General features: G+C 66.4%; 23 protein-coding genes. 8 read left to right on the forward strand and 15 right to left on the reverse strand.

From position 1 onward, the window contains the following. Positions 1-2: 2 nt before the first annotated feature. From C7401_RS30800 to C7401_RS30860, 13 genes are all read right to left on the reverse strand, one after another. Positions 3-1,481 (reverse strand): sugar ABC transporter ATP-binding protein, encoded by a 1,479-nt coding sequence (locus C7401_RS30800; protein ID WP_112175174.1) that lies wholly within the window; start codon positions 1,479-1,481, stop codon positions 3-5. A 59-nt stretch (positions 1,482-1,540) separates the two neighbouring features. Further along, complete coding sequence (locus C7401_RS30805) at positions 1,541-2,563, reverse strand: zinc-dependent alcohol dehydrogenase (RefSeq protein ID WP_112175175.1); 1,023 nt, start codon at positions 2,561-2,563, stop codon at positions 1,541-1,543. A 125-nt stretch (positions 2,564-2,688) separates the two neighbouring features. Beyond that, on the reverse strand, positions 2,689-3,702 hold the full coding sequence (locus tag C7401_RS30810) for an aldo/keto reductase (RefSeq protein ID WP_112175176.1): 1,014 nt from the start codon (positions 3,700-3,702) through the stop codon (positions 2,689-2,691). Positions 3,703-3,790: 88 nt separating this feature from the next. Further along, on the reverse strand, positions 3,791-4,678 hold the full coding sequence (locus tag C7401_RS30815) for a shikimate dehydrogenase family protein (RefSeq protein ID WP_112175177.1): 888 nt from the start codon (positions 4,676-4,678) through the stop codon (positions 3,791-3,793). Further along, positions 4,662-5,687: a Gfo/Idh/MocA family protein gene (locus tag C7401_RS30820; RefSeq protein ID WP_112175178.1), complete on the reverse strand. Its 1,026-nt coding sequence runs from the start codon at positions 5,685-5,687 to the stop codon at positions 4,662-4,664. The genes C7401_RS30815 and C7401_RS30820 overlap by 17 nt, the downstream gene beginning before the upstream one ends. 28 nt (positions 5,688-5,715) lie before the next feature. After that, complete coding sequence (locus C7401_RS30825; RefSeq protein ID WP_112175179.1) at positions 5,716-6,657, reverse strand: electron transfer flavoprotein subunit alpha/FixB family protein; 942 nt, start codon at positions 6,655-6,657, stop codon at positions 5,716-5,718. 15 nt (positions 6,658-6,672) lie between these two features. Continuing rightward, a complete protein-coding gene (locus C7401_RS30830; RefSeq protein ID WP_112175180.1) occupies positions 6,673-7,422 on the reverse strand; it encodes an electron transfer flavoprotein subunit beta/FixA family protein in 750 nt (249 codons plus the stop codon). Positions 7,423-7,434: 12 nt separating this feature from the next. Next, on the reverse strand, positions 7,435-8,418 hold the full coding sequence (locus C7401_RS30835) for an ABC transporter permease (protein ID WP_112175181.1): 984 nt from the start codon (positions 8,416-8,418) through the stop codon (positions 7,435-7,437). A gap of 9 nt (positions 8,419-8,427) precedes the next feature. Continuing rightward, the gene (locus C7401_RS30840) at positions 8,428-9,927 is read right to left on the reverse strand and encodes a sugar ABC transporter ATP-binding protein (protein ID WP_112175182.1); all 1,500 of its coding nucleotides are present in this window, start codon (positions 9,925-9,927) and stop codon (positions 8,428-8,430) included. 9 nt (positions 9,928-9,936) lie between these two features. Further along, entirely contained in the window at positions 9,937-10,956 is a 1,020-nt protein-coding gene (locus C7401_RS30845) for an ABC transporter permease (protein ID WP_112175183.1), read from the reverse strand. Continuing rightward, on the reverse strand, positions 10,953-12,029 hold the full coding sequence (locus C7401_RS30850) for a sugar ABC transporter substrate-binding protein (RefSeq protein WP_112175184.1): 1,077 nt from the start codon (positions 12,027-12,029) through the stop codon (positions 10,953-10,955). Before C7401_RS30850 ends, C7401_RS30845 begins: the two co-directional genes overlap by 4 nt. A 96-nt stretch (positions 12,030-12,125) precedes the next feature. Continuing rightward, positions 12,126-13,805, reverse strand: a complete 1,680-nt coding sequence (locus C7401_RS30855) for a GMC family oxidoreductase (RefSeq protein WP_112175185.1) — start codon at positions 13,803-13,805, stop codon at positions 12,126-12,128. A gap of 68 nt (positions 13,806-13,873) precedes the next feature. Then, positions 13,874-15,382, reverse strand: coding sequence for an aldehyde dehydrogenase family protein (locus tag C7401_RS30860; protein ID WP_112175186.1), 1,509 nt, complete (start codon positions 15,380-15,382; stop codon positions 13,874-13,876). 173 nt (positions 15,383-15,555) lie between these two features. On the opposite strand from C7401_RS30860, the gene C7401_RS30865 reads away from it, so the two are divergent. After that, positions 15,556-16,236, forward strand: a complete 681-nt coding sequence (locus C7401_RS30865) for a TetR/AcrR family transcriptional regulator (protein WP_112175187.1) — start codon at positions 15,556-15,558, stop codon at positions 16,234-16,236. Between the two features lie 50 nt (positions 16,237-16,286). Here C7401_RS30865 and C7401_RS30870 read toward each other — a convergent pair whose 3' ends face one another. Continuing rightward, on the reverse strand, positions 16,287-17,813 hold the full coding sequence (locus C7401_RS30870) for an acyl CoA:acetate/3-ketoacid CoA transferase (protein WP_112175188.1): 1,527 nt from the start codon (positions 17,811-17,813) through the stop codon (positions 16,287-16,289). Positions 17,814-18,023: 210 nt separating this feature from the next. Between C7401_RS30870 and C7401_RS30875 the strand changes: the two genes are divergently transcribed. The 7 genes from C7401_RS30875 to C7401_RS30905 all read left to right on the forward strand — a co-directional run bounded on the left by C7401_RS30875 (position 18,024) and on the right by C7401_RS30905 (position 24,552). Then, complete coding sequence (locus C7401_RS30875; protein WP_112175189.1) at positions 18,024-19,169, forward strand: acyl-CoA dehydrogenase family protein; 1,146 nt, start codon at positions 18,024-18,026, stop codon at positions 19,167-19,169. Further along, positions 19,166-19,969, forward strand: coding sequence for a 3-ketoacyl-ACP reductase (locus C7401_RS30880; protein ID WP_112175190.1), 804 nt, complete (start codon positions 19,166-19,168; stop codon positions 19,967-19,969). The genes C7401_RS30875 and C7401_RS30880 overlap by 4 nt, the downstream gene beginning before the upstream one ends. A gap of 8 nt (positions 19,970-19,977) precedes the next feature. Further along, positions 19,978-21,147, forward strand: coding sequence for a dihydrodipicolinate synthase family protein (locus tag C7401_RS30885; protein WP_112175191.1), 1,170 nt, complete (start codon positions 19,978-19,980; stop codon positions 21,145-21,147). A gap of 1 nt (position 21,148) precedes the next feature. Further along, the gene (locus C7401_RS30890) at positions 21,149-21,580 is read left to right on the forward strand and encodes a Dabb family protein (RefSeq protein ID WP_112175192.1); all 432 of its coding nucleotides are present in this window, start codon (positions 21,149-21,151) and stop codon (positions 21,578-21,580) included. Beyond that, positions 21,495-22,349, forward strand: a complete 855-nt coding sequence (locus C7401_RS30895; RefSeq protein ID WP_112175193.1) for a sugar phosphate isomerase/epimerase family protein — start codon at positions 21,495-21,497, stop codon at positions 22,347-22,349. Before C7401_RS30890 ends, C7401_RS30895 begins: the two co-directional genes overlap by 86 nt. Positions 22,350-22,368: 19 nt before the next feature. Continuing rightward, positions 22,369-23,337, forward strand: coding sequence for a Gfo/Idh/MocA family protein (locus C7401_RS30900; RefSeq protein WP_112175194.1), 969 nt, complete (start codon positions 22,369-22,371; stop codon positions 23,335-23,337). Between the two features lie 189 nt (positions 23,338-23,526). After that, a complete protein-coding gene (locus C7401_RS30905; protein WP_112175195.1) occupies positions 23,527-24,552 on the forward strand; it encodes an alpha/beta fold hydrolase in 1,026 nt (341 codons plus the stop codon). A gap of 31 nt (positions 24,553-24,583) precedes the next feature. Here the strand turns inward: C7401_RS30905 and C7401_RS30910 are convergent, their stop codons facing one another. Next, the gene (locus C7401_RS30910) at positions 24,584-25,381 is read right to left on the reverse strand and encodes an SET domain-containing protein-lysine N-methyltransferase (RefSeq protein ID WP_181565733.1); all 798 of its coding nucleotides are present in this window, start codon (positions 25,379-25,381) and stop codon (positions 24,584-24,586) included. Between the last annotated feature and the right edge of the window lie 209 nt (positions 25,382-25,590).

Raw genomic sequence — 25,590 nt, forward strand, 5'->3', positions numbered from 1 at the left:
GTTCACCTCGCCATCAGTTGAAGAACGGACACTTCCGTCGCGTCGCGGCCCGGCAGTTCGCCGGAAACCCGGCCATCGCGCAGCACGACGATTCGATCGGCCAGCCCGAGAAGTTCGGGAAGCTCGGAGGAAATCAGCAAGACCGCTTTGCCGCTGCGCGCGATCTCGTCGATCAGCCGGTAGAACTCGGCCTTCGCGCCCACGTCCACGCCGCGCGTGGGTTCGTCGAGTATCAGCAAGGTGGTGTCATGCGCCATCCACTTGCCGAACACGACTTTCTGCTGGTTGCCGCCGGAAAGCGTGCCCACAGGCACCTCGGAGCCCGCAGCCGACACCGCGAGGCGCCGGCACACGGCATCGACCTGTGAGCGCTCGCGGCGCTTGTCGACGAAGCCGAACCGGCTCACGCGCGCCAGCGTGGGCAGCATGGCGTTTTCGCGGATGCTCAGGCCGAGCACGAGGCCCTGGGCCTTGCGATCCTCCGGCACGAGCGCCACGCCGGCTTCGATGGCCTCGGCCGCCGACTTTGGCCGATGCGCGCGCCCCGCCAGCGTCACGCTTCCCGCCGTCACACCGCCTAGCCCGAACAGCGCCCGCGCGACTTCGGTGCGCCCGGCGCCGACGAGCCCGGCGAGTCCGACCACCTCGCCCGCACGCACGGTGAACGACACGTCGTGCACGCCGCTCTCAAGCGTCAGGCCGCGCACGTCGAGCACGATTGGCGCACCATGCGCCTCACGCCGCGGCGGAAAGCGCGTATCGACTTCGCGACCGACCATCAGGCCGATGAGCGACGCGTGATCCAGATCGGCCACCGCGCGCGTGCAAACCGCACGGCCGTCCTTGAGCACCGTGCAGGTGTCGCAAAGGTCGAAGATCTCGTCCATGCGGTGAGAGACGTACAGGATCGTGACGCCCTCTCGCGACAAGCTGCGGACGATCTCGTAGAGCAGCGTGAGTTCGTGCTCGGAGAGCGTTGCGGACGGCTCGTCCATGATCAGCACGCGTGCCGATACCGCAAGCGCGCGTGCAATTTCCACAAGCTGCTGCTGCGCGACGGAGAGCGTCGCCACGCGGCGGCGCACGTCAATCGGCGCGCCTATGCGTTCGAGCAATGCCGCGGCGTCGCGTTGCATCGTCGCGCTGTCCAGCCAGCCTCTTACCGTGCGCTCGCGCCCGAGAAATATGTTCTCGGCCACGCTCAGCTCCGGAATGAGATTGAACTCCTGATAAATCGTCGACACGCCTGCGCTGACCGCGTCGCGGGGCGTGGACGGATTGAACGGCTCGCCGTCGAGCACCAGCGAACCTTCGTCCTGTGCCGCCGCGCCGCTCAGGATGCGGATCAGCGTGGACTTCCCGGCGCCGTTCTCGCCAACGAGCGCATGGACGGAGCCGCGCCGGCACGAAAACGACACGCCATCCAGGGCGCGCACCCCAGGATACGATTTGCCGATGCCCTTGACTTCGAGTGCGACCATTACGTACTCCTGCCTTTCATTCTGTCTCTCCCGCGCCTGCCCTAGGGAACGCGCCCGCCTCAGGCGACCTGCACCTGGATCTTCAGCACGCTGCGGTCCTCCGAAAGCCGGTCGAACGCCGCTTGCACGTCGTCGAGCCGGTAGACCGTGGTGAGGAACGGCGCAGTTTCGATACGCCGGTAGCCAAGAAGCGTGGCGGCCTCGTGCATGTCGTCGCCCATTCCGGCGACGCTCGCCTGAACGCCCTGCTCGCGCAGCACAAAGTCGAGCGCACTGATACGAAACGTATGTCCCGGCTTGGCGAGACCGAACGCGATCACGCGCCCGCCCGGCCGGATCAGCGTGAACGCGCGCTCATACAGGTCGGTCGAGCCGACACTTTCGACCACGACATCGGCACCGCGACCGTCCGTTGCCGCGCGCATGGCCGTTTGCGCTTCGTCCAGATCGGCGACGACGATATCGGCTCCCAGCGTTCGCGCCAGTTCCGCCCGTTCGGCGTTGGGCTCCACCAGCATCACAGGCGCGGCGCCCACGCGCAGCGCGAGTTGCAGATGCATTTGCCCGATCGGACCGCCGCCGATCACGAGCACGCTCTCGCCCACGCGCACGTGGCTCTTGCGAAGCGCACGCACGATGCACGAGAGCGGCTCCACGAGCGCCCCCGTCTCCACAGGCATGGCCGCCGGCAGCGGCACGATGGCGTACGCCGGCACGCGAATATACTCGGCCATCCCGCCATCGATATGGATACCTAATTGAGTCACGCGTGCGCAATTCAACACTTCGTTCTTGCGACAATAGAAGCATTCGCGGCAACCGATGTTGATATCGGCGGTCACGGCCTGGCCAATGCGCAAACCAGTCACGGCTTCGCCCAGCGTGGCGATCGTGCCGGCGAACTCATGGCCCGGAATGAGCGGCAACCGGTCACGCGAATAGTTGCCGTGATAGATATGCAGATCGGTCCCGCAAATGCCGCAGCGTTCGACCTTGATGAGGACATCGTGCGGACCGCACGCTGGAACCGGTACCTCTCGCACTTCCAGTTGGCCAGGCGCAACCAGGACTGCTGCTTTCATGGCGTGACTCTCTCGCGGTGAATACGACGGGAAGAAAACGGACGACCGCGCCCCTGCCACGCGCGGGAGCGCGCGCGGCATGCCGATCGACCTTGAGCCGGGACGTTGCCCGGCACGCTCGTGGACTAAGGCGTCGGTGCGTCTTCGCGAATCAGTTCGCGGCGCTTGAGTTCGGCCCAGAAGGCCGATGGAATCTCCGTGCGGAACGTTTCGATGTTCTCGTCGAGTTGAGCGACGGAGCGCGCGCCCGGGATATTGGTGGGAATCGCCGGGTGGCCGAGCACGAACTGGAGCGCGGCGGCCTTCAGCGGCACGGAGAATTCGCGGCAAACGTGCTCGATCTGGCGTACTCGTTCGAGCACGGGCTCCGGCGCCGGTGCGTAGTTGTACTTGGCACCGGGCACCGCACCTGTCGCGAGAATGCCGCTGTTGTAGCCGCCGCCCAGCACGACCGATGCGTTGCGCGCCACGCAAAGGGGCAGGAAGCTTTCGAGCGCGTCCTGCTCCAGCAGCGTGTAGCGGCCCGCGAGCAGCACGCAATCGAAGTCGTTGCGCACCAGCGCCTCCTGCGCCACCTGCCACTCGTTCACGCCCACGCCAATCGCCTTCACCACGCCTTCGTCGCGCAGCTTGAGCAGCGCCTTGGCCGCGCCGGTCATCGCCTGCTCGAACATGGCGGGCTGCTGCGGCCCGTGCGTGTAGTTGTCGATGTCGTGAATGAACGCGATGTCGATATGCTCCAGCGCCATGCGTTGCAGGCTGTCCTCGATCGAGCGCATCGCGCCGTCGTAGCTGTAGTCGAAGCGCATCTCGAACGGCAGGCCGTCAACCCAAGGCGTGAAGTCGATCTCCGCGCGAGGACGCGAGCGCAGCAAACGGCCGACCTTGGTCGACAGCACGAACTCGTTGCGCGGATACCAGCGCAGCCCCTGGCCGCAGCGCGCTTCGCTCAGTCCGTGCCCGTACATGGGCGCGGTGTCGAAGTAGCGCACGCCCGCGTCCCACGCGGCCTTGATGAGCCCGGCCGAATCCTCCTCGCTGATCGGCCTGAAGATGTTGCCGATCGGCGCCGCGCCGAAGCCCATGACCGTGGTTTCCAGCCCCGATCGGGGCCACCTGCGTTTCGCTGCTGGGTTCATTCGTCTCTCCTGAGCCAGGCATCGATCCTGGCCAACGATGGTAAAAGCCTGCGAACTCGACGTAGAAAGTAACTCTACGGATGGTTACTTATTGGCGATGGTAGTGGGCTTGCCCGCTCGTCACAATCGGGTTTTCCCCGTTTTTCCCCCGCTTTTCCCCGCCTCCTGAGCATGCCGGGGTCAAGCGAAAAAAGTCCGCGATGGAGCCCACGGAGTGCTCGAGCAAATGCCGCCCCTCGTGTGTCGCGAGGCCGCGCGTTTTCGCTTCGGCAAGCAGGCGCGTCGTAGCGGGCTTCATGATCAGATCGGCAACCAGCGCGCCCTGGCGTGCGTCGCCAATGTCTACGGGCATCGGGTCGCCCTCTCGCATGCCACAGGGCGTAGCGTTGATGATCAGATCGTGCGTGCTCGAGGCGCGGGCTTCCCCTTCCTGAACGGCCGTATTCGAAGCATACGCCCGCAGCGCATGGAGCAGATTTTGCCGCGAATCCGCGCGTACGTCGCACACGTCCAGACTCGCCGCCTCCCGTTCGACCAATGCGTGCGCCACCGCGGCTCCCGCGCCGCCCGCGCCCACGAGCAAGATGCGCCGGCCTCGCACGGTATGGCCGCGCGCAGCCAGGCCATCGACAAAGCCGATACCGTCGAACATCGCGCCTGTCCATGCGCCATCGGGCTCGCGCCGCAGGCAGTTGACCGCACCGACCGCCCGCGCCACGGGCGTGAGAGCGGCGGCGTACTTCGCGGCGGAGACCTTGTGCGGCACGGTCACGACCACGCCCGCCACGTTGGCAATCGCGCGCAGTCCGTCGAGCACCACGCCTAGCTTGTCCGCGCTCACATGAAAAGGAATCAGGACCGCGTTCAGCGACCGTTGCGCGAATCGCCGATTGAACAACTGTGGCGATTTCACCTGGGCGACCGGGTCGCCCAGAATGGCCACGATGCGGGTATCTCCGTCAATTTCCGGCGTCATGTTCCGCCCCTCCCTTCGCCGTCATTGCGGCTATGAGCCGTTGCACCTTGAGCGCGTCGTCTCCCGTCACGGGCGCCGGCCGGCCTTCGCGGATGGCGGCGATAAAGCCGGCCAGGAGCGCGCGATGCGGACCATGATCGAACGCCATCGGCTGTGCACCGAAACCGGACGACGCGGCCTCTTTCTCCTCGAACGATTCCCGCCGCCCATCGCGCCAGTAGATGTCGAGCCGCCCGCCTTCGAGCACCGCCGTGCCATTTGCTGCGACAAATTCCAGTCGCTCCGGAAAGCCGGGATACGCCGCCGTCGTGGCGAAAACGCGGCCCACCGCGCCGCATTGAAATTTCAATGCCGCGCAAGCGTAGTCTTCCGATTCCATCCGGTGAACCGTTGTCGTCGAACACGCAGCGCTAACGACCGATGCATCGCCCGCGAGCCAAAGCAGCAAATCCAGCGCATGGATGGCCTGCGTGAGCAGCACGCCGCCGCCGTCTCGCGCGTAGGTGCCCCGGCCCGGTTCGTCGTAATACGCTTGATCGCGCCACCATCGCACCTCCACGCCCGCGCTCGCGAGCCGCCCGAGCGCACCGCTTTGCAGGAGCGTGGCCAGTTGCTGGACCGCCGGACGAAAGCGGTTCTGGAACACGACGCCAAGGCGCACGCCCACTCGCCGGCAGCATGCGGTCAACCGCTGGGCGCGCGTGAGCGAGACGTCGAGCGGCTTTTCGAGCAGCACATGCTTGCCCGCTCCGGCAGCCGCTTCGACGAGTTCGAGATGCGTATGCGGCGGCGTCAGGATGAGCACCGCATCGATCGAGGCATCGGCCACCACGCTGTCGAACGAGGGCGCGAGGGCGAAGCCGTGCTCGCGCGCGAACGTTGCAGCACGCACGGCGCTGCGCCCGGTCACGCCGGCCACCTCCACCTCCCGCGCCAGATCCTTCAGGGCGAGTGCGTGAGGCGCGGCCGCCAGTCCGACGCCGATCATGGCAACGCGCAGTGTGCTCATCCGGGCAGGCTCCTGGTCGCGTTCGGGTCTAGCGTTGCGGGAGCGCGGCAACCAGCGCGGGTGTCGCCTCGAACAGATCGCCCACGAGGCCGTAATCGGCCACGCTGAAGATCGGCGCTTCCTCGTCCTTGTTGATGGCGACGATGACCTTCGAGTCCTTCATGCCCGCGAGGTGCTGAATCGCGCCGGAGATGCCGATCGCCACATAGAGTTGCGGCGCGACGATCTTGCCGGTTTGACCGACCTGATAGTCGTTGGGCACGTAGCCCGCGTCAACTGCGGCGCGTGATGCGCCCAGGGCTGCGTTGAGTTTGTCGGCGAGCGGTTCCAGAACCTTGGTGTAGTTTTCGCCGCTGCCAAGACCGCGGCCACCTGAGACAATGATCTTCGCGCTCGTGAGTTCGGGCCGGTCGAGCTTCGTGACTTCGCGGCTCACGAACTGCGAAAGGCCGCTGTCCGCTGCGGCTTCGAGCTTTTCGATTGTGGCGTTGCCGCCTTCGGCCGCGACGGCGTCGAACGCGGTCGTGCGGACCGTGACGACCTTGACCGGATCGTTGGACTGGACCGTTGCAATTGCATTGCCAGCGTAGACCGGACGCTCGAACGTGTCGGGCGCGGCCACAGCGGTGATGTCGCTGATCTGCGCGACGTCGAGCTTCGCGGCAATGCGCGGTGTGACGTTCTTGCCCGATGCTGTTGCGGGCGCAAGGATATGCGAATAATTCTTCGCAATGCTGATGACCGTCGCTTCGACGTTTTCAGCGAGACCTTGTGCGAGTTGCGGCGCGTCGGCCAGCAGCACCTTCGCAACGCCTGCAATTTTCGCTGCCGCATCGGCTGCGGCCTGCGCGTTGTGGCCCGCGACCAGCACGTGCACATCACCGCCCATCTTTTGTGCAGCAGCCACGGTGTTCAGCGTCGCGGCCTTGACGCTCGCGTTGTCGTGTTCGGCAATAACCAGAATCGTCATTTCTCAATCGCTCCCTTACAGCGCCTTGGCTTCGGTTTTCAGCTTGTCGATCAGCGCCGCAACGTCGGGTACCTTCACGCCTGCGCTGCGCCTGGGCGGCTCCGCGACCTTCAGCGTTTTCAAACGCGGCGTAACGTCTACGCCCAGGTCCTCAGGCTTGAGCGTTTCCAGCGGCTTCTTCTTCGCCTTCATGATGTTAGGCAGCGTGACATAGCGCGGTTCGTTCAGGCGCAGGTCGGTCGTGACGACAGCGGGCAACGTGAGCGCGAGCGTTTGCGCGCCGCCATCCACTTCACGCGACACGGTGACGTTGCCATCGGCAACGACAACCTTTGAAGCAAACGTCGCTTGCGGCAGATTAGCCAGGGCGGCGAGCATCTGCCCGGTCTGGTTCGAATCGTCGTCAATCGCCTGCTTGCCGAGGATGATGAGCGATGGCTGTTCCTTATCGACCAGCGCCTTCAAAAGCTTCGCCACGGCCAGCGGTTGCAGATCCTCGTTCGACTCGACCAGCACGGCGCGATCCGCACCGATAGCCAGCGCCGTGCGCAGCGTTTCCTGCGCCTGCGAAGGACCGCAAGAAACCGCGATCACTTCCGTAACAACACCCGCTTCCTTCAACCGCATCGCTTCTTCAACGGCAATCTCATCGAACGGATTCATCGAGAACTTCACGTTGGCGATATCCACGCCCGTGCCGTCCGACTTCACCCGCACCTTCACGTTGTAGTCCACCACGCGTTTGACACACACCAGCACCTTCATACGTCGCACCCTTTACTTGATGACCAGAACCTTCGAACGGTCGAACGCCACCGTGACGGCAACGACCAGAATGACGCCGAACACGATCTGCTGCGCGAACACGCTCACGCCCACGAACGTCATGCCCACGCGCGTGACCGAAACGAGCAGCGCGCCGATCAGCGTGCGGCCAATGCCGCCCGCGCCGCCCGTGAGCGCGGTGCCGCCGACGATGACGGCCGCGATGGCAGGCAGCAGAAACTGGTCCGCGAGCGTCGGCGAGCCGCTACCGAGCCGCCCCGCCATGATCACGCCCGCCAGCCCCGCGAAAAGCGACGACGTCCCGAACACGAGCCATTTGTTGCCCGCCACGCGCACACCCGAAGCAATGGCCGCCGGTTCGCCCGCGCCGATGGCGTCCACGTGCCGGCCGAACACGGTGCGCCGATGCAGAAACAGGCAGATGGCGAACACCACGATAGAGAGGAGGATTTCATGCGGAATGCCGAACGTGCTCCCCGTCGTCCAGCCGAGCGTGGACTTTCTCACGTCGTCGTCAATGCCGATCGAGCGCGTGCCCGAAAGCACGAGGGCCGCCGCCGAAGCGATGCCGCCCACCGCAAGCGTCGCGACAAACGACGGAATGCGCAGCACGGTCTGGATCATGCCGCTCACGATGCCGATGCCGAACGACACCGCCAGCGCGATCACAGCGGCGTAGGGCCCGAAACGCGGCACGAGCAGCGCGACAATGACGCTCGCGAGCGACGCCACCGCCTGCAACGACAAGTCGATACTGCCGATCAGGATAACGAACGTTGTCCCGGCCGCCATCACGAACAAGGTACAACTGTCCGCGAGCAGGCCGAGCTGCGTCGACGGCATCAGGAAGTGGGGTTGCACGATCTCGATCAGCAGATAGAGCGCGACGAGCGCTATGATCGGTGCGTAGTCTGTTAGTTTCGCGCGCAACGAAACCTGCGGCGCGTGACCCTGTGCGGTTTGGGAAGTCGACATGGCGTTTCCTTACATCATGTACTCGACAATCTCGACCTGCGCCGGCTTGCGGCCGACCTCGCAGTCAAGCGTCTTTTGGGCCCGGCCGTCGCGCATCACCATCACACGATGGCTCAGGCCGAGAATCTCTTCGAGGGTGTCGCCGGTGAGCACCACGGCCACGCCTTCCGCGCTCAGTTCGCGAATCAGCTGGTACACCTCTTCCTTGGCGCCGACGTCCAGCCCGCGCGTGGGATGATCGAGCACGAGCACGCGGCTTCCGGCGTAGCGCCATTTCGCGAGCACCACTTTCTGCTGATTGCCGCCGGAGAGGTTGCGGCACGACGCATCGGGGCCCGGCGTCTTGATGTGCAGGCGCTCGATCCACGTCTGCGCGATCTCACGCTCATTCGCACGGCGCATCACGCCCGCGCGGCTCACGCCGCCGAGGTGGGAGAGCGTGAGATTCTGCGCCACGCTCATCGGCGTGACGATGCCCTCGACCTTGCGCTCGCGCGGCACATAACCGACACCCAGGCTCACCGCATGGCGGGCGTTGGGCTTGAGCCGCACGCTGCCCACCTGCACCGAGCCCGCATCGGGCTTTTCGAGTCCCGCGATCACGCGGCACAACTCTTCGCGCCCGGAGCCGACCACGCCCGCAATGCCGAACACCTCGCCGCAGCGGACTTCGAACGACACGTCGTTCAGCGCATGACCCATGGACAGATTGCGCACGGCGAGCGCGACCTCGCTGCGCGGCGGCTTTTGCAGGTTTTCGCGGTAGTACTCGCCGTGCAGCGAGCGCCCCACCATCAACTCGTGAAGTCTCGCCACCGAAGCATCGGCGCTGTTCATCTGCGCAACCGTGCGCCCGTCCTTCATGACGTACACGCGATCGCTCAACGACAGCAGCTCATCCAGACGATGCGAAACGAACACGAAGGAAGCGCGCGATTTCAGCTCGCGTACGAGGCGAAAGAGTATCTCGATCTCGGCCGACTCCAGCACGGAAGTCGGCTCATCGAGCAGGATCACGGGCATGCCCCCGGCGTGGCTCGCGAGCGACAACGCGCGGGCAAGCTCGACCATCTGGCGCTGCCCGAACGAGAGGTCCTCGCACAGCGTCAACGGATCGACGTCGAGGTGCACCATCTCGAGTTCTTTCTGCGCTGCCCGGCGCAGCTTCGCCCAGTCGAGGCGGCCAAAGCGCACGAACGCCTGCTCGCGGCCAAGAAAGAGATTCTCGGCAACCGTGAGGTTCGGCAGGATCGACTGCTCCTGGTACACCATGGCGATGCCCTTCGAGGTGGCCTCGCGCGGGTTGCGAATGACGAGCGGCTCGCCGCCGAGCAGAATTTCGCCGGAGTCCTGACGATAGGCCCCTGTCAACAGCTTCATCAGCGTGGATTTTCCCGCGCCGTTCTCGCCGATCAGGCCGACGATCTCGTTCGGACGCACCTCGATCGAGACGTCGTCGAGCGCGAGCACGCCAGGAAAGCGCTTGGTAATGTGATTCAAGGAGAGCATGTCTTTCCCCTACTTGACGATGTGCTTGCGGGAGCGGTTCAACGCGAGCGTCACCGCCAGGATAATCAGCGCACCCTGAATGCCTTGCTGCACGTACGGCGGAACACCGAGCAGCACCATGCCGTTGGCGAGCACGACGACGATCAGCGTGCCGACCAGCGTATTGAGCGGCCCGCCGTTGCCGCCCGCCAGCGACGTGCCGCCCACCACGATGGCGGTGATCGCGACGAACAATTGCCCGTTCGCGATGAGCGCGTGCCCCTGCCCGTATTGCGCGACGGCGAGCACACCGGCCACGCCATAGAAGGCGCCCGCGAGCGCGAACACGGCGATGCGGACTTGTCGCACGCGCACGCCGTTCAGGCGCGCGAGTTCCTCGCCGCCGCCAATGGCGAGCACGTGGCGGCCGAGCAGCGTGTGACGCGACACGGCCCATGCGACGACCAGGCAGGCAATGGCGATCCACACCGTGAGCGGCAGCCCCAGATAGCGCGTGATGGCGAGGCCCCGCAATCCCGAGTCGGTCACGCGGATGGTGTTGCCCGAAAGCCAGGCGGTGCCGATGCCGGTCGCGATGAAACCCACGGCGAGCGTCGTGATGAACGACGGGATGCGCAGCAGCACGTGCAGCACGCCATTCGCGAGCCCGAGCGCCAGGCCCGCCGCCACCGCCACGCCGACCGTCCACAGGCCGAAGTGGTTATCGTTGATGGAGTTCTCAACGAGCATCGACACCGCGATGGCCGCCACGGCGACGATGCCTTCGGCCGACAGGTCGATGCTGCCAAGCTGGATCACATAGGTGCCGCCAAGCGCGATCGTGAGCGGGATGGCCGCCGCCACGGCGATGCGCGCGAAGTTCATCGGGTCGAAGAAGTCGCGGTTCACCGCGCCGATCGCGAGCCCCAGCACGATCAGCACGATGAGCGGCGCGAGCCGCCTCACTGTTTGCGGGGCGGCGAGCGCATGAACGCCGGGTGTCGAGCCATGAACGCCCCCTCGGCCGGGCGCTGCTGTGAGCCTGTTCATCGATACACCACCGGCCCGGCCACGCGGGCATAGAGATTGTTCCAGTCGGCCGTGGGCGCGGCCTGCAACGCCATGACCTGCTGCACGTTGGCCTTCGTCACGAGCGTGGGCTTGCAGAACATTTCGCGCTTGTCCTTCGAAAGCGAGGCGACCTGAAGCTTTTGCTGCTTCGCCTCAAGGCCCATGGAAAGGCCGATGCCGCCGAGCCAGTACGGGTCGAAGTAGACCGTTGAATTCATCTCTCCGGCCTTGAGCGCGGCGAGTCCCTGCTGGTCGCCGTCCATGCCGGAAACGGGCAACTGGCCGGCCAGACCCTCGCCGCGCAGCGCTTCGATCGCGCCGAGCGCCATGTCGTCGTTGGCCGCCCATACGCCCTTGATCTTCGAGTTGAAGCGCGTGAGCCACGCCTGCATGATGGGGAACGCCTTCTGCGAGTCCCAGTCGGCCACCTGGAAGTCGAGCAGTTCGATGCCGGGGAACTTCTTGAGCGCCGCCATGAGGCCTGCCTTGCGCTCGATCGCAGGCACGTTGCTGAAGATGCCGCCCAGCGCCACCACGCCGCCCTTGCCGCCCATGGACTTGAAGAGTTCGGTGGCCGTGGCTTCGCCGTTGGCGACGCCATCGAACGAAAGATGCGCCACGTAGTTCGGGTTGTAGTCCCACGGATGCAGATCCTTGGGCTTGTTCCAGATCGTCGTCACGAACGCACCGGCTTTCGCACAGGCTTCGACGATCACGCGCGCGTCGGCCGAATCGTTCGGGTCGACGTTGAGCACGAGATTGCCGCCGGTTTTCTGCAACAGCGCACGCACGTCGGCAATGCCCTTTTCGGAGCTGCCTTCCGTCGTGAGCGGCACGTAGGACAGGCCGGCGTTCTTCGCGAAGTTCTGCGCGCCCTTGTTGAACGCCACGTAGTACGGGCTCGTCAGCGAGCGGAACGAACACGCCAGCGTGACGGGCTGCGCGCCGAACGCGAGCGACGAGAGTCCGCCGCTTGCCGCGGCGACCGCGGCGCCGGCCCCCAGCTTCATGAACTGACGCCGGCTCAAGGTCGAACGATCAAAACTGGACATGATGTCTCCTCCATGGATTCGGCACCTGTTAAGCGCCAACGTAAATAACTGGTTAGTTACTGACTGTGTGGTACCCGGCTGGCCGGGTACGGTTGTTTATGCTGTTGCGGCTGTTGCTGCGGGAACCGGTTCGCGCGAAGCCGTGCGCGCGAGGCTCGTGGGCGCGGCCACGCTCGCCGGCGCGCAGCGTCCGCGAATGAGGTCGGCCGCCTTTTCGGCGATCATCAGCGTGGGCGCATTCGTGTTCGAACTCACGATGCGCGGCATGATCGACGAGTCCGCCACGCGCAGTCCCTCGATGCCGTGCACGCGCAGTTCGGGATCGACGACCGACAACGCGTCGACGCCCATCTTGCAGGTGCCCACCGGGTGATAGCCCGTGCGGCCGTACTGCTGCGCATACGCCTCATAGTCGGCCTGGGTGCGCACGGAAGGCCCCGGAAAGTGCTCGCGCTTGAGGTACTTGCTGATCGCGGACTGGCTCATGATCTCCCGGCTCTGGCGAATGCCCTCGACGGCGACCTGAAGGTCATAGGGGTCGCGAATATACGCGGGGTCAATGAGCGGCGCGGCGGCCGGGTCGGCGCTCGACAGCGCCACGCTGCCGCGGCTGCGCGGGCGCAGGAAATAGGAATTCAGCGTGCAGCCGGACCCCGAGGGCACCGGCGGCACCCCGGCTTCGACACCGGCGCCCGGCAGGAAATGGAACTGGAGGTCGGGCGTGGCGACGCCCGGGTCCGAATACCAGAACGCGCCGCCTTCGGCGATATTCGACGTCACGGGCCCGGAGTTGAAGAGCTTGTACTGGAGCCCCGCCATCAACATGAGATGCTTCTTCGCATACTTGTCGAGACTGTACGGGCCGTTCAGCTCGTAGACGATATCGATGTCGAAGTGATCCTGGAGATTCTGGCCGACGCCTTCCAGCGCAAGACGCGGCTTCACGCCCGCGCGTTCGAGATCCGCCGCCGGGCCGATGCCCGAGAGCATCAGCAGCTTGGGCGAGCCGATCGCACCCGCGGTCACGATCACCTCGCGCTCGGCGCGCACGACGCTGGTGTTCGCGCGGTTGTCCTTGTCGGCCAGTTCGACGCCCACCGCGCGGCCGTTTTCGATCACGACGCGCAACACGAAGCAGTCCGTGCGGATCGTCAGGTTCGGCCGCCCGCGCGCCGGGTTGAGATAGCCGACGGCCGCGCTGCATCGACGCCCGCCGCGCTGCGTCACCTGATAGACGCCCACGCCCGCCTGCTGCTCGCCGTTGAAATCGCTGTTGTGCGGCATGCCCGCCTGCTGGCCCGCGCGCACGAACGCCTTCGTCATCTCGTTGACCGTGATGAGGTCGGAAACGCCGAGCGGGCCGCCCACGCCGTGGTACTCGTTGCACAGGCGTTCGTTGTCCTCCATGCGGCGCAGGTAGGGCAGCACGCCCTCGCGAAATCCCCAGCCGGCACAGCCCTCGCGCTCCCAGCCGTCGTAGTCGGCGGGCTGGCCGCGCGTATAGACCATGGCGTTGATGGAGCCGCCGCCGCCGAGCACCCGCCCTTGCGCAAACGGGATCTGCCGCTGCTGCGTCGGCTTGCCCGCGACCGTCTTGTAGCCCCACGTCAACGGCCCGCCGGTCATCTTGAAGAAGCCCACGGGCATATGGATGTACGGGTCGGTATCCGCGGGGCCGGCTTCCAGAAGCAGCACCCGCACGGCCTGATCTTCGCTCAGCCGCGCTGCCAGCGCGCAGCCGGCCGGCCCTCCACCCACGATCACGTAGTCAAACATCACTGTCTCCATTGCTTTTTTCAACCGGCCGCGCCCGTTGCGAGACGCGGCCGTCCTGCCGCCGCGGTTCAGGCCATCCAGCGCGCGCGTGCGCCAAGTTGCACGTGCACCGACTTCAGCTCGGTATATTCCTCAAGGCCGTAGCGGCCTGTTTCGCGGCCGATTCCCGATTGCTTGAAGCCGCCGATCGGCAATTCCGGGCCGCCGGTGATCGTGCAGTTGACCCAGATGCGGCCCGCCTGCACGGCGCGCAAACTTTGCATCGCGCCTTCGAGGTCGCGCGTCCAGATGCTCGCGGCGAGACCGAACGGCACGCCGTTGGCGAGCGCGACGGCTTCGTCGAAGGTGTCGAACGGCGTGACCGCGAGCACCGGGCCAAAAATTTCTTCCTGCGCGAGCGCGCCGCGCGGATCGACATGGCGAAACACCGTCGGGCTCACGAAATAGCGTTCGCCTTCGCTGCTCGACTCGCCGCCGCACACGAGTTGGGCCTGCGATTCGCGGCCCGCTTCGATATAGCCGCGAATCTTGGCGAACTGGCGCGCCTCGACGATGGCGCCGACATGGTTCGCCGCGTCGAGCGGGTCGCCCACGCGCACCCTGGCCAGCACCGCGCGCACGCGCTCGACCAGTTCGGCCTCGACCGAACGATGCACGACCAGCCGGCTCCCGGAAACACAGCACTGACCGGCGTTAAAGGAGATGCCGAACGCGATGGCGTCGGCCGCGTCGTCGAGATCCGCGTCGGCAAAGACGATCTGCGGATTCTTGCCGCCCAGTTCGAGCCCCACCTTCTTCATGTTGCCGGCCGCCGCGCGCATGACCGACTGCCCCACCGACGTGGAGCCGGTGAAGGAGATCATGTCGACGTCCGGATGGTCGGCGAGCGCCTGCCCCACGACCGAACCGAGCCCCGTCACGACATTGACCACGCCCTCGGGCAAGCCCGCTTCAGCGAGCAGCGCAGCCAGCCTCAGCGTGGTCGTGGGCGTGAGTTCGGCCGGCTTCACGACCACCGTGCAACCAGCGGCCAGCGCAAACGGCAACCGCTCGGAGAGAATGAAGAAGGGAAAATTCCACGGCGTGATGATGCCGACCACGCCCACGGGCTGACGCAGCACGAGGCCGAACATGCGCTCGCCCAGCGAGTCGTGCGTGTCGCCGTGCACGATGCGCGCGAGGCCCGCCGCATATTCCCAGATGCCGGCCGCGCCGAGAATTTCACCGCGCGACTGCGCAAGCGGCTTGCCGCTTTCGAGCGTTTCGAACCACGCCAGGGTGTCCGCCTGCTCGCGGATCAGTTGCGCCGTTTTGAGCAGCACCGTGGCGCGCTGCTCGCCCGGGAGGCGCGACCAGCGGCCGTCGTCGAACGCCTGGCGCGCGGCCGACACGGCGGCGTCCAGGTCGGCCACGCTCGCGCGCTGCGTGCTGGTCACGGCCACGCCGTGCGCGGGGCTCTTGCGCACCACGCGCTCGTCCTGCGAGCCGCGCCAGGGTTTTCCCCCGATGAACATCGGGGTGTGGATCGGTTCGCCCGGCAGCCGCGAGGCGGCGACGAGTTCACTCAGGTTGCTCATGTAACGTCTCCGTGTTGATGCCCGGAAGGCCAGGTCGATCGTTTCCGGCACTCCGATTTTTTGCACATTCTGCACCATCCGGTTACTTCCTGACAACGCCTTTTTGGTCTATATTCGCTGACAAGAAGCACCCGTTGCCGGTGCCCAAATTCACCCCTATACGACCACTACCCATGAGCCTTGAAACCCCGACCCGAGGTCGAGCCGCGAAATCGGCCCCCGTCACCAAGGCGCCGCCGCGCCAGCGCGACCCCGAAGTCACGCGCGCCCGCATTCTCGAAGCGGCCACCAAGGAATTCGCGAAACTCGGCCTTGCGGGCGCGCGCGTCGAAGCCATCGCCACGCGGGCGAAGTCGAACAAGCGGATGATCTATCACTACTTCGGCAGCAAGGAGGAACTGTTCGTCGCCGTGCTCGAAGAGGCTTACGCCGACATCCGCTCCGCCGAACTCAAACTCGACCTCGACCACCTCACGCCCGAAGAGGCGCTCGTCGCGCTCGTCACGCATACGTGGAACTACTACCTGAAGAACCCGGAGTTCATGACGCTCGTGAACAGCGAGAATCTTCACAAGGCGCGACACGTCAAGAAGTCCGAACGATTCCGCGAACTGCACCACGGCTTCATTTCGATGCTGCAACGCATTCTCGATCGCGGCGTCGAGGCCGGCGCATTCCGCAGCGGCGTGGACGCCCGCCAGCTTCACATCACGATGGCGGCCATCGGCTATTACTACCTCACCAACCGCTACACGAGCGGCGTCATCTTCGACATCGACTTCATGAGCAAGGATGCGTTGAAGAATCGTCTCGCGTTCAACATCGACACGATCCTTCGCCTCGTGCACCCGTAGGCCATGCGCGCCGCGAGGCGCGCATCGAACCGGCGGGCGCGCGTGGGCGTTCATGCCGCCCGCTCCTGCGAAAGCGCACCGCGCCGCGCGAGCAGCGCCGCATCGACCAGCGGACGAAAGCCCATGCGGGCGATCACGTCCCGTTCGATATCGATGCCCGGCGTCACCTCGATGAGGCGCACGCCATCACGCTCCAGCCGGAACACGGCGCGCTCGGTCACGTACAACACTTCCTGGCCGGCAATGCGTGCCTGCGCGCCGCTGAAGGTGATCTGCTGCACGCGTTGCACGAGTTTCGGCACGCTGCCCGGGCGCGTGATGGTCACGCGCTCGCCGTGCTGCTCGACCTCCAGCCCCTTCGCCTCGAACGCCCCGCAGAACACGATCTTGCGCGCGCCCTGCGTGATGTCGATGAAGCCGCCAGGCCCCACCACGGTCGGGCCGAGCTTCGACACGTTGATGTTGCCCTCGCCGTCCATCTCGCCCATGCCGAGAAACGTGACGTCGATGCCGCCGCCGCTGTAGAAGTCGAACTGATCGACGCCTGAGAGAATGGCGTGCGCGTTGCGCGCCGTGCCGAACATGGGACCGTCGAGCATTTCGCCGTTGTGGATGCCTTGCTCCACGGACCCCCAGAACGTGCCGAGCCGCCCCTGTTGCGCGAGGATGCCCGGAATGCCGCCCGGAATGCCGAAGCCGAAGTTGGCCGAGCACCCCTCGCCCAGTTCCCGCGCCGCGCGTGCCGCGATCAGATAGCGAATGCCGGTCGGCACTTCGGGCTCCACCGCGCATTGCGTGTCGCGCGTCTCGCCGCTTAGCACCGGGTCGTAGTCGGCGACCGTGCATTGCACCTGCGACGGCGCCTCGACAACCGCATCCACCAGCACGCCGGGTATTCTCACGAGCCGCGCCGGCACAGACTCGCCTTCGGGCATGCACGCCTTGACCTGGGCGATGACGCGGCCGCCGCTGTTGTGCGCGGCCAGCGCCACTGCATAGGTGTCCAGATCAACCGGCTCGCGGCGCAGCGTGACGTTGCCGTGCGCGTCGGCGCTCGAACCGCGAACAATCGCGAAGTCCACCTTGAACGGCTTGTAGCGCAGGTACTCGCGCCCATCCAGTTCGACCAGTTCCACGAGGTCTTCGGTGGCGCGCGCATTGAGCTTTCCCCCCTCGACGCGCGGATCGACAAACGTGCGCAGGCCGACATGCGTGATCAGGCCCGGGCGGCCCGCGCCAATCTCGCGCAGCAAGGTGGAAATCGCCCCGGCGGGCAGGCTGTACGCCTCGAAGGCCTCCTCCTTCGCCAGTTGCTGCATCGCGGGCGACCAGCTCCAGTGACCGCCGATCACGCGCCGCACCATGCCCTGGTGCGCGAATCGTCCGAGGCCGCTGCCTTTGCCGTCGCCAATGCCGAGCGCGTGCACGATCGTGAGATCGCGCGGATGCCCCGTCGCCAGAAAGCGCTGCTCCAGGGCAGCCAGCACCGCGTCCGCTTCGAGCAGACCGCCGCCCGAACCTGTCAGTGCAATCGTCGCGCCGTCGAAGATCTGCTCGACCGCCTTCGCGACATCCATACATTTTTTCAACTCGCCCCTCCGTCCAGATCGGCTGCAACCCTCGTTGACAGCAGCGCTTCGTTGGTCTTAAATAACGCACCGGTTAGTTACTTGCTGCGAATGTTGGCACAGGAAACTGCTTAATTCAAGGGGTGTTTTTGGCGCAGCCGGGTTTACCTGAGCGGACAACTTTGCTCACACCCCATTTTTATCGGACATGGAGACAGCATGAAACTCTCGGATATTCATCAGCAGATTCGCGAAACGACGCGTCGTTTCGCCGATGAAGTGATTCGCCCGGTGGCGGAGGCGCTCGATCGCGAGGAGCGCTTTCCCGCCGAGATCTACCAGCAGATGGGCGAACTGGGTCTCTTCGGGATTACCGTGCCGGAGGCTTACGGCGGCGTGGGCCTCGACGCAACGGCCTATGCGATCGTGATGGAGGAACTCTCGCGCGGTTACGCCTCGGTCGCCGACCAGTGCGGGCTGCTCGAACTCGTGGGCACGCTGCTGAGCGTGCACGGCACCGAGGCGCAGCGCGCGCGCTACATGCAGCCGCTCTTGAGCGCCGCGCTGAAGCCGGCGTACTGCATTACCGAAGCCGACGGCGGCAGCGACGTTTCCGGCATCCGCACCACGGCGACGCGCACGGCCGACGGTTGGGAGTTGAGCGGCGCCAAGCTGTGGATTCACAACGCGCCCGTGGCGGACCTCGCCTTCGTGCTCGCGCGCACGAACCCGCAAGCGGGCAAGCGCGGCATGAGCATCTTCATCGTCGACTGTTCGCTCGCGGGCGTCTCGAAGGGGCCGAAGGAACACAAGATGGGCCAGCGCGCCTCGCAGGTCGGCGAACTGCATTTCGAGCGCGTGAAGCTGGCCGAAGACGCGCTGCTCGGCCAGGAAGGACGTGGCTTCCACATCATGATGAGCGTGCTCGACAAGGGCCGCGTGGGCATCGCCTCGCTCGCGGTGGGCATCGCCCAGGCGGGTCTCGAAGCCGCGCTCGACTACGCAAAAACGCGCCGCCAGTTCGGCAGCCACCTGGCGGAGTTTCAAGGCATTCAGTGGATGCTGGCCGACATGGCGCGCGACATCCAGGCGGCGCGCCTGCTCGTGCGCGACGCCGCCGAACGGCTCGATGCGGGCGAGCGCGCCAGCATCGCGTGCTCGATGGCGAAATGCTTCGCGGGCGACACGGCCGTCAAGCACAGCGCCAACGCCGTGCAGATCTTCGGCGGCAGCGGCTACATTCGCGGCTTCGAAGTCGAGCGGCTCTATCGCGACGCCAAGATCACGCAAATCTACGAAGGCACGAACCAGATCCAGCGCACCATCATCGCACGCGATCTGATCGCGAACGGAGCCACGCTGTGAACGCGTCGAATGCCCCAACTTCCGCAGCGCGGCCGGTTGCGCTCGTCACGGGCGCGCGCCGCGGCATCGGCCGCGCCATCGCCGTCGAACTCGGCCGCGCGGGCTTCGATGTCGCGCTGACCGATGCCGTCGCGTCGGCCGAACTGGACGCCGCCGCCGACGCGGTCGCGCAAACGGGCGCGCGCGCGGCAGCCCTGGTTTCCGACCTCGCCGATCTCGCCACGCACGCGGCGCTCCTCGCGCAGGTGGAGGCGAAGCTGGACGGCCCGGTCGATTGCCTCGTGAACAACGCGGGCGTGTCGGTGCTTTCGCGCGGCGACCTGCTCGACGTCACGCCGGAGAGCTTCGACCGGTGCATGTCGGTGAACCTGCGCGGCACGTTCTTTTTGACGCAAACCTTCGCGCGCTATCTGGCCGAAGGCGGGCGCCGCGCGCGCGCCGCGCATCGCAGCGTCATCACGATCACCTCGTCGAACGCGATCGCGGCTTCACCGCTACGCGGCGAATACTGCGTGTCGAAAGCCGGTCTCTCGATGGCAACCACGCTGTTCTCGCTGCGCCTCGCCGAACTCGGCGTGGGCGTCTACGAGGTGCAGCCCGGACTCATCGAGACCGAAATGACCGAGCCCTCGCGCGCGCGTTACGACGCGCAGATCGCGCAAGGACTCACCGCCATCCCCCACTGGGGCAAACCGCAAGACGTCGCCACCGCCGTGCGCACGCTCGCCACCGGGGGCCTTGCCTATAGCGTGGGCCAGGCCATCCGCGTGGATGGCGGCCTGCTCGTCAACAAGTACTGAGCCCAATCATGACCCTTACGATCACGCTTCCCACCGCAAGCGGACACCTCGAGCCCTGGCGCGTCGAAGGCAAGCCGCTCGCCGTTTGCGCGCCCGCGCGTCCCTTCAACCGGATCGCCTATTCGGCGGCGCATATCGTCGCCGATCCGTTGCGCGCGGGCGAGCTCGACGCGGCTCCCGCCATCGACTGGCCGCGCACGCTCGAATACCGCCGCTACCTGCTGCAACAAGGTCTCGGCATTGCCGAAGCGATGGATACCGCGCAACGCGGCATGGGCGTGCCGTGGCCCACGGCGCTCGAACTCATCACGCGCACGCTCGCCGAAACGCGCGATATCGCGGGCGCGCGCATTGCGTCCGGCTGCGGGACCGATCACGTCGATCTGCGCGATGTTGCGGACTGCGACGACGTGATCCGTGCGTACGCGCATCAGATCGAAGCCGTGCAGCGCGTGGGCGGCAACATCATTCTGATGGCCAGCCGCGCGCTCGTGAAAGTCGCGCGCTCGCCCGACGACTACCGGCGCGTCTATCGCGAAGTGCTGGCCATGTGCGACCGGCCGGTCATCCTGCACTGGCTCGGCGAGATGTTCGATCCCGCGCTGGCAGGCTACTGGGGCGGCGGCGATTTCGCGCAAGCCGCCGCCGTATGCCTCGACATCATCGAAGAGAACGCAACGCGCGTGGACGGCATCAAGATTTCCCTGCTCGACGAACACAAGGAGATCACGTTCCGCCGCCGCCTGCCGGAAGGCGTCAAGCTCTACACGGGCGACGACTTCAACTATCCGTCGCTGATCGCGGGCGACGGCACGCATCACTCGCACGCGCTGCTCGGCATTTTCGACGCCATCGCTCCGGCCGCCTCGCAGGCGCTCGCCGCCCTCGCCGCGGGAAACCGCGCCACCTACGACGCCCTGCTCGCACCGACCGTGCCGCTCGCGCGCCATATCTTCCGTACACCTACGCAATTCTACAAGACCGGCGTCGTGCTGCTTGCGTACCTGAACGGATTCCAGCCGCACTTCTTCATGCCGGGCGGCCACCACGGCATGCGCCCGCCCGCCTATCTCGCCGAGGTGTTCCGCCTGGCCGACCGCGCGGGCCTGTTGCGCGAGCCCGAAGCGGCGGTGCACCGGATGCGCGCGCTGCTGCTCCCACTGGGCTGCGGAGACTGACGTGCCGACGACCCCAGGCCCCCGCCACACCACCGTGCGCCACATGGAGCTGTGCCGCTTCCGCGACGAGGTGACGCCCGAATGCCGACGCGCCTTTTTCGAGCAGATCCGGCGGCTCGCGGAATTGCCCGGCATCGCGTTCTCGAACTTCCACAGCGGGCTGAACGCCTCCCCGGAGGGGCTGGCCGCCGCATTCGACGATGGCTTCATGATGGATTTCGCGAGCTGGGACGCCTGCTTCGCCTACCTCGCGCACCCGACCCGCCAGGCCATCTCCGCGCGGCTGATCGAAGCGCTGCAAGGCGGACGCGCGGGCCTGCTCGTCTTTGACATGAATCTGGAACCCCATGAGAAACCTGCAAGGAACACTCGAGCTTTGCTCAATCAACACCGCGACGCTCGGTCATCGGGAGCCGCTGACTCGCGTAATTGACCGCGTGGCGCGGGCGGGCTTTGGCGGCATCGCGCCGTGGCGTCATGAAATCGAGGACGGCAAGGCGGATATCGACGCGCTCGCCCGCCAGATCCGCGCCCTGGGGCTCACGGTGACCGGCTACTGCCGGTCGGCCTATCTGCCTGGGGCAACCCGGGAACAGTTCGCCGCCAACGTCGAAACGAATCGTGCGGCGATACGCGACGCGGCCACGCTCGGCGCGCAATGCTTCGTGATGGTGGTGGGCGGCCTGCCCGAGGGCAGCCGCGACCTGCCGGCCGCGCGGGCGCAAGTGATCGACGGCATCGGCATGCTGGCCGACACCGCGCGCGCGTTCGGCGTGCCGCTGGCCATCGAGCCGCTTCATCCCGTCTACGCGGCCGATCGCGCAGTCGTCAATACGCTCGCGCAAGCCTTGCAGATTTGCGAAACGCTCGATGCGGGCGGCGACACGCTGGGCGTGGCGCTCGACGTCTACCACTGCTGGTGGGACCCGGCGCTCGACGCGTCCATTGCCGACGCCGGACCCGCGCGCCGTCTGCTCGCGTACCACGTCTGCGACTGGCTGCGGCAGACGCGCGACCCGTTGCTGGACCGCGGCATGATGGGCGACGGCGTGGCGGACCTGCGCGCGATACGCGCCGCCGTCGAGCGAGCCGGGTACGCCGGCATGGTCGAAGTCGAGATTTTCTCGGCGCAGAACTGGTGGCGTCGCGACCCCGACGAAGTATTGGCGATATGCGCCGAGCGACTGCAAACGGTCTGCTAAAGCAAAAGGAAACCACCGAATGAAAGACGTCATCCGATGGGGCGTGCTGGGCGCGGCCCGCATCGCCGATCAATTCGTCGTGCCCGCATTGCAGCGCTCGCGCAACAACCGGGTCGCGGCCATCGCGGCGCGCGATCCCGCGCGGGCCGCCGCCTTCGCGGGCCGTCACGGCATCGAACGGGTACTCGCGCACTACGAGGACGTGCTCGCCGCCGCCGATATCGACGCGATCTATATCGCGCTTCCGACCGCCCTGCACTTCGAGTGGTGCAAACGGGCGCTGCTGGCCGGCAAGCACGTGCTCTGCGAAAAGCCCATCGCGATGCATGCGAGCGAAGTGGAGGCGCTTGTCGCCTTGCGCGAGCGTACCGGTAAGCTGTGCGCCGAGGCCTTCATGGTGGCGCATCATCCGCAATGGCACTATGTGCGCGACTGTCTCGCACAAGGTCTGATCGGCGACCTGAAACTGGTGGAAGGCGCGTTCAGCTACTTCAACGAAGACCCGCATGCGCTCAAGAACGACCGGGCGCTCGGCGGCGGCGGCGTGCGCGACATCGGCGTGTACCCGGTCGTGACGACGCGTCTTGCCACGGGCCTCGAACCCATTCGCGTGGAAGCGGACGTCGAGATCGACCCACGCTTTGGCACGGACCGGTTTGCGTCGGCGCGCGTCGCCTTTGACGGATTCGATCTGCGCTTCTATTGCGCCACGCAACTGGCGCGCCGCCAGCAGATGACTTTCCACGGCACGCGTGGCTGGCTCTCGCTCGAAGCGCCGTTCAACCCTGGCGTCTACGGACCGGCGGTCGTGCACCTGCGCACCGACGCGACCGCGTCGATTCGCACCGAGGCTTTCGACGGCTTCGACCAGTATCAGCTCATGGTCGAAGACTTCGCCGATGCGCTGCTCGGCACGCGGCCGGGTCCGCGCTTCCCGCTTGAGAACTCGCTGGGGAATCAGCGCGTGATCGACCGGATTCTTGGCTGACCGGAGTGACTTCGACGGGGAGACGGTCGCGGCGGGTTGATCGCGCAATCGGGATGTTCGCGGCGGCGGTTTTGCGCGATCATCTCGTGCGGGCGCCGAGGTTTTTGACGCTCTCACGGGCAAGCAGCGTACGATTCTTGCCTGATCACTGATCGGTCTCGTCACGCGCTCGCAGGAAGCCGCACATTCATGAGTAAACGCATTCCCGGCTGGCCATCCTCCGCTGAACCGTTGCACAGGCTACGCTTGCGCCGCGACGGACAAGCGATCGCGGTCACGATCGCAGGCCCGAGCGCCGCGCCCGCCGTTGTCGTGCTGCACGGCGGCCCTGGCAGCGCAAGCCAGCCCGGCATGCTGGCCCTGTTCGATCTGACCAGAACGCGCGTGATTTTTGTCGATCAACGCGGAGCGGGCGCGTCGTCGCCTCGCGGCACGCTGCGCGGCAACCGCACGGACCGCCTCATTGACGACCTCGAAGCGATCCGCCGCGCACTTGGCATCGCGCGCTGGGGTGTGGTTGGCGGCTCGTGGGGAGCGGCGCTCGCGCTCGCGTATGCGAGCCGGCATCCCGGAAGCGTGCGGGGCGTCGTGCTGCGCGGACTCTTTCTGACCTCGCGGCACGAGGTGCGCAGTCTCTTCGTCACCTCGCGCAGTCGAGCGCCGCGCGCCTGGCGGCGTCTGCGCTCCGCCGCCGGATGCACGCGCGCGAGCGCCCTGCTGGCAGCTTGTACCCGACGATTGCAGCCCGGCGCGGCCTACGCGAAGCAACGCGAAATCGCGCTCGCGTGGCGTGCGTATGAAGATGCGGTGCTCGCTTCGTCCCGGCCTGGCCGCGCCATGAAAGCCCGGACGCGTCGCGCGAACGAGCCGAAGGCCGTGCATGCGCTCATCGCCAAGTATCGTATTCAGTCGCATTACCTGATGCACGACTGCTGGCTGGGCGAGCGCCGCTTACTCGCCTGCGCGCGCTCGGCAGAACGTGCAGGAGTCCCGATCTTTGCCGTTCACGGGACGCGAGACCCCGTGTGCCCCGTGCACAACGCAGAACGTCTCGCCAGGGCCGCGCCGCGTGCGCACATCGCCCGCGTGCCCGGCGGGCATCTCGCCAGCGACGCCGCACTGAAGCACGCCCTCGCGCACGCGGTGCAGGCCTTGCTTGCCCGTGCCGATGACGAGAACGGCGGCACGCCCGGCCAGGCTTCAGGGAAAGCGTAGCAAGCTGCACGGGCTCGCCGCACGCCAACCGCTACGCGAGCATTTCGAGGTCGAGCGAATCGACCGCCTCAACCAGAATGCGTGCGTCGCCATTCACGGGCTGGGGCGTGCCCGATGGCGCGAACACCGGGGTTCCGGCGTCGAACGCCCGCTGGGACAACGCACACCGTCCCGGCGCGGTTGCCAGCCCGGCCAGCCACACCTGCTCGCCATACAACGCGCGGCCAGGCTGACGCCAGCATATGGCGAGCCGATTTCCGGCAAGACGTTCGAGCACGCGGACCTGCGCGGGCGCGCACGGCTGCGCCTCGCAGGCAACGGGCGCCGCGTCGTGATTCGCGCTGGCCGCCGCCCGACGTTCGGGTTCTTCGCGCCATATCGCGAGCATCGTTCCCCGGCAAGTTTTCGCGCCACAGCGGCACGCAAACCTCCCGGTCATCGCAGGTCCTCGCGGCGGCTCGACGGCAAGCGCGTAATCGATCGTGATTTCCTTCGCCGCGGCGATCGGGCCGATGGCGCGAACGAACGCGCGGCCATTGCGCACTTGCACCCGGCAATTCGGCTCGCACGAGTGGTTGATCCAGCGCGCGGGGTTGCGTTCGCGCGCGCCGACCATGACATAGCCGTCGCTCACGCCAAGGAAAACGGCGTTTCCGGGCGGCAGCTCTCCCGCTACAAGCCGCGAGAGCGCGGCATCCCAGGCCGCCCACTCGCCCTTGTACTCGATCACGCACTCGCCGGCGTACAACGCATGTCGCGCGAATACGCCACGGCCGCGACGCGATTGCCGCACGATGATATGGGGAAGCCTCCCTTCGCTCACGCTCATCGGTCCACTCCACAAAGGCCGCCCAGCGCGGGCGGCATCCATGCCATTCGTGCGGGCGGCAGGGCGACCGCTTCAATGCGAGTTCAGCGCGGGTTCAGTGTGGGCTCAGCGAGCCTCGCCGAGCTGATCGAGAATCGCGGGGTTTTCCAGCGTGGACACGTCCTGCGTGATCGCCTCGCCCTTCGCGAGCGAGCGCAGCAAACGGCGCA

The organism is Paraburkholderia unamae (assembly GCF_003268775.1).
Taxonomy (GTDB): Bacteria; Pseudomonadota; Gammaproteobacteria; order Burkholderiales; family Burkholderiaceae; genus Paraburkholderia; species Paraburkholderia unamae.

Excerpts from the sequence above, each read along its gene's own strand:
- C7401_RS30850 (WP_112175184.1), bottom strand. The coding sequence starts at position 12,029 with ATGTCCAGTTTTGATCGTTCGACCTTGAGCCGGCGTCAGTTCATGAAG.
- C7401_RS30905 (WP_112175195.1), top strand. The coding sequence starts at position 23,527 with ATGAGTAAACGCATTCCCGGCTGGCCATCCTCCGCTGAACCGTTGCAC.
- C7401_RS30870 (WP_112175188.1), bottom strand. The coding sequence starts at position 17,813 with ATGGATGTCGCGAAGGCGGTCGAGCAGATCTTCGACGGCGCGACGATT.
- C7401_RS30910 (WP_181565733.1), bottom strand. The coding sequence starts at position 25,381 with ATGAGCGTGAGCGAAGGGAGGCTTCCCCATATCATCGTGCGGCAATCG.
- C7401_RS30875 (WP_112175189.1), top strand. The coding sequence starts at position 18,024 with ATGAAACTCTCGGATATTCATCAGCAGATTCGCGAAACGACGCGTCGT.
- C7401_RS30900 (WP_112175194.1), top strand. The coding sequence starts at position 22,369 with ATGAAAGACGTCATCCGATGGGGCGTGCTGGGCGCGGCCCGCATCGCC.
- C7401_RS30895 (WP_112175193.1), top strand. The coding sequence starts at position 21,495 with ATGAGAAACCTGCAAGGAACACTCGAGCTTTGCTCAATCAACACCGCG.
- C7401_RS30855 (WP_112175185.1), bottom strand. The coding sequence starts at position 13,805 with ATGTTTGACTACGTGATCGTGGGTGGAGGGCCGGCCGGCTGCGCGCTG.
- C7401_RS30825 (WP_112175179.1), bottom strand. The coding sequence starts at position 6,657 with ATGACGATTCTGGTTATTGCCGAACACGACAACGCGAGCGTCAAGGCC.
- C7401_RS30820 (WP_112175178.1), bottom strand. The coding sequence starts at position 5,687 with ATGAGCACACTGCGCGTTGCCATGATCGGCGTCGGACTGGCGGCCGCG.
- C7401_RS30885 (WP_112175191.1), top strand. The coding sequence starts at position 19,978 with ATGACCCTTACGATCACGCTTCCCACCGCAAGCGGACACCTCGAGCCC.
- C7401_RS30815 (WP_112175177.1), bottom strand. The coding sequence starts at position 4,678 with ATGACGCCGGAAATTGACGGAGATACCCGCATCGTGGCCATTCTGGGC.
- C7401_RS30840 (WP_112175182.1), bottom strand. The coding sequence starts at position 9,927 with ATGCTCTCCTTGAATCACATTACCAAGCGCTTTCCTGGCGTGCTCGCG.
- C7401_RS30865 (WP_112175187.1), top strand. The coding sequence starts at position 15,556 with ATGAGCCTTGAAACCCCGACCCGAGGTCGAGCCGCGAAATCGGCCCCC.
- C7401_RS30800 (WP_112175174.1), bottom strand. The coding sequence starts at position 1,481 with ATGGTCGCACTCGAAGTCAAGGGCATCGGCAAATCGTATCCTGGGGTG.
- C7401_RS30830 (WP_112175180.1), bottom strand. The coding sequence starts at position 7,422 with ATGAAGGTGCTGGTGTGTGTCAAACGCGTGGTGGACTACAACGTGAAG.
- C7401_RS30835 (WP_112175181.1), bottom strand. The coding sequence starts at position 8,418 with ATGTCGACTTCCCAAACCGCACAGGGTCACGCGCCGCAGGTTTCGTTG.
- C7401_RS30845 (WP_112175183.1), bottom strand. The coding sequence starts at position 10,956 with ATGAACAGGCTCACAGCAGCGCCCGGCCGAGGGGGCGTTCATGGCTCG.
- C7401_RS30810 (WP_112175176.1), bottom strand. The coding sequence starts at position 3,702 with ATGAACCCAGCAGCGAAACGCAGGTGGCCCCGATCGGGGCTGGAAACC.
- C7401_RS30805 (WP_112175175.1), bottom strand. The coding sequence starts at position 2,563 with ATGAAAGCAGCAGTCCTGGTTGCGCCTGGCCAACTGGAAGTGCGAGAG.
- C7401_RS30860 (WP_112175186.1), bottom strand. The coding sequence starts at position 15,382 with ATGAGCAACCTGAGTGAACTCGTCGCCGCCTCGCGGCTGCCGGGCGAA.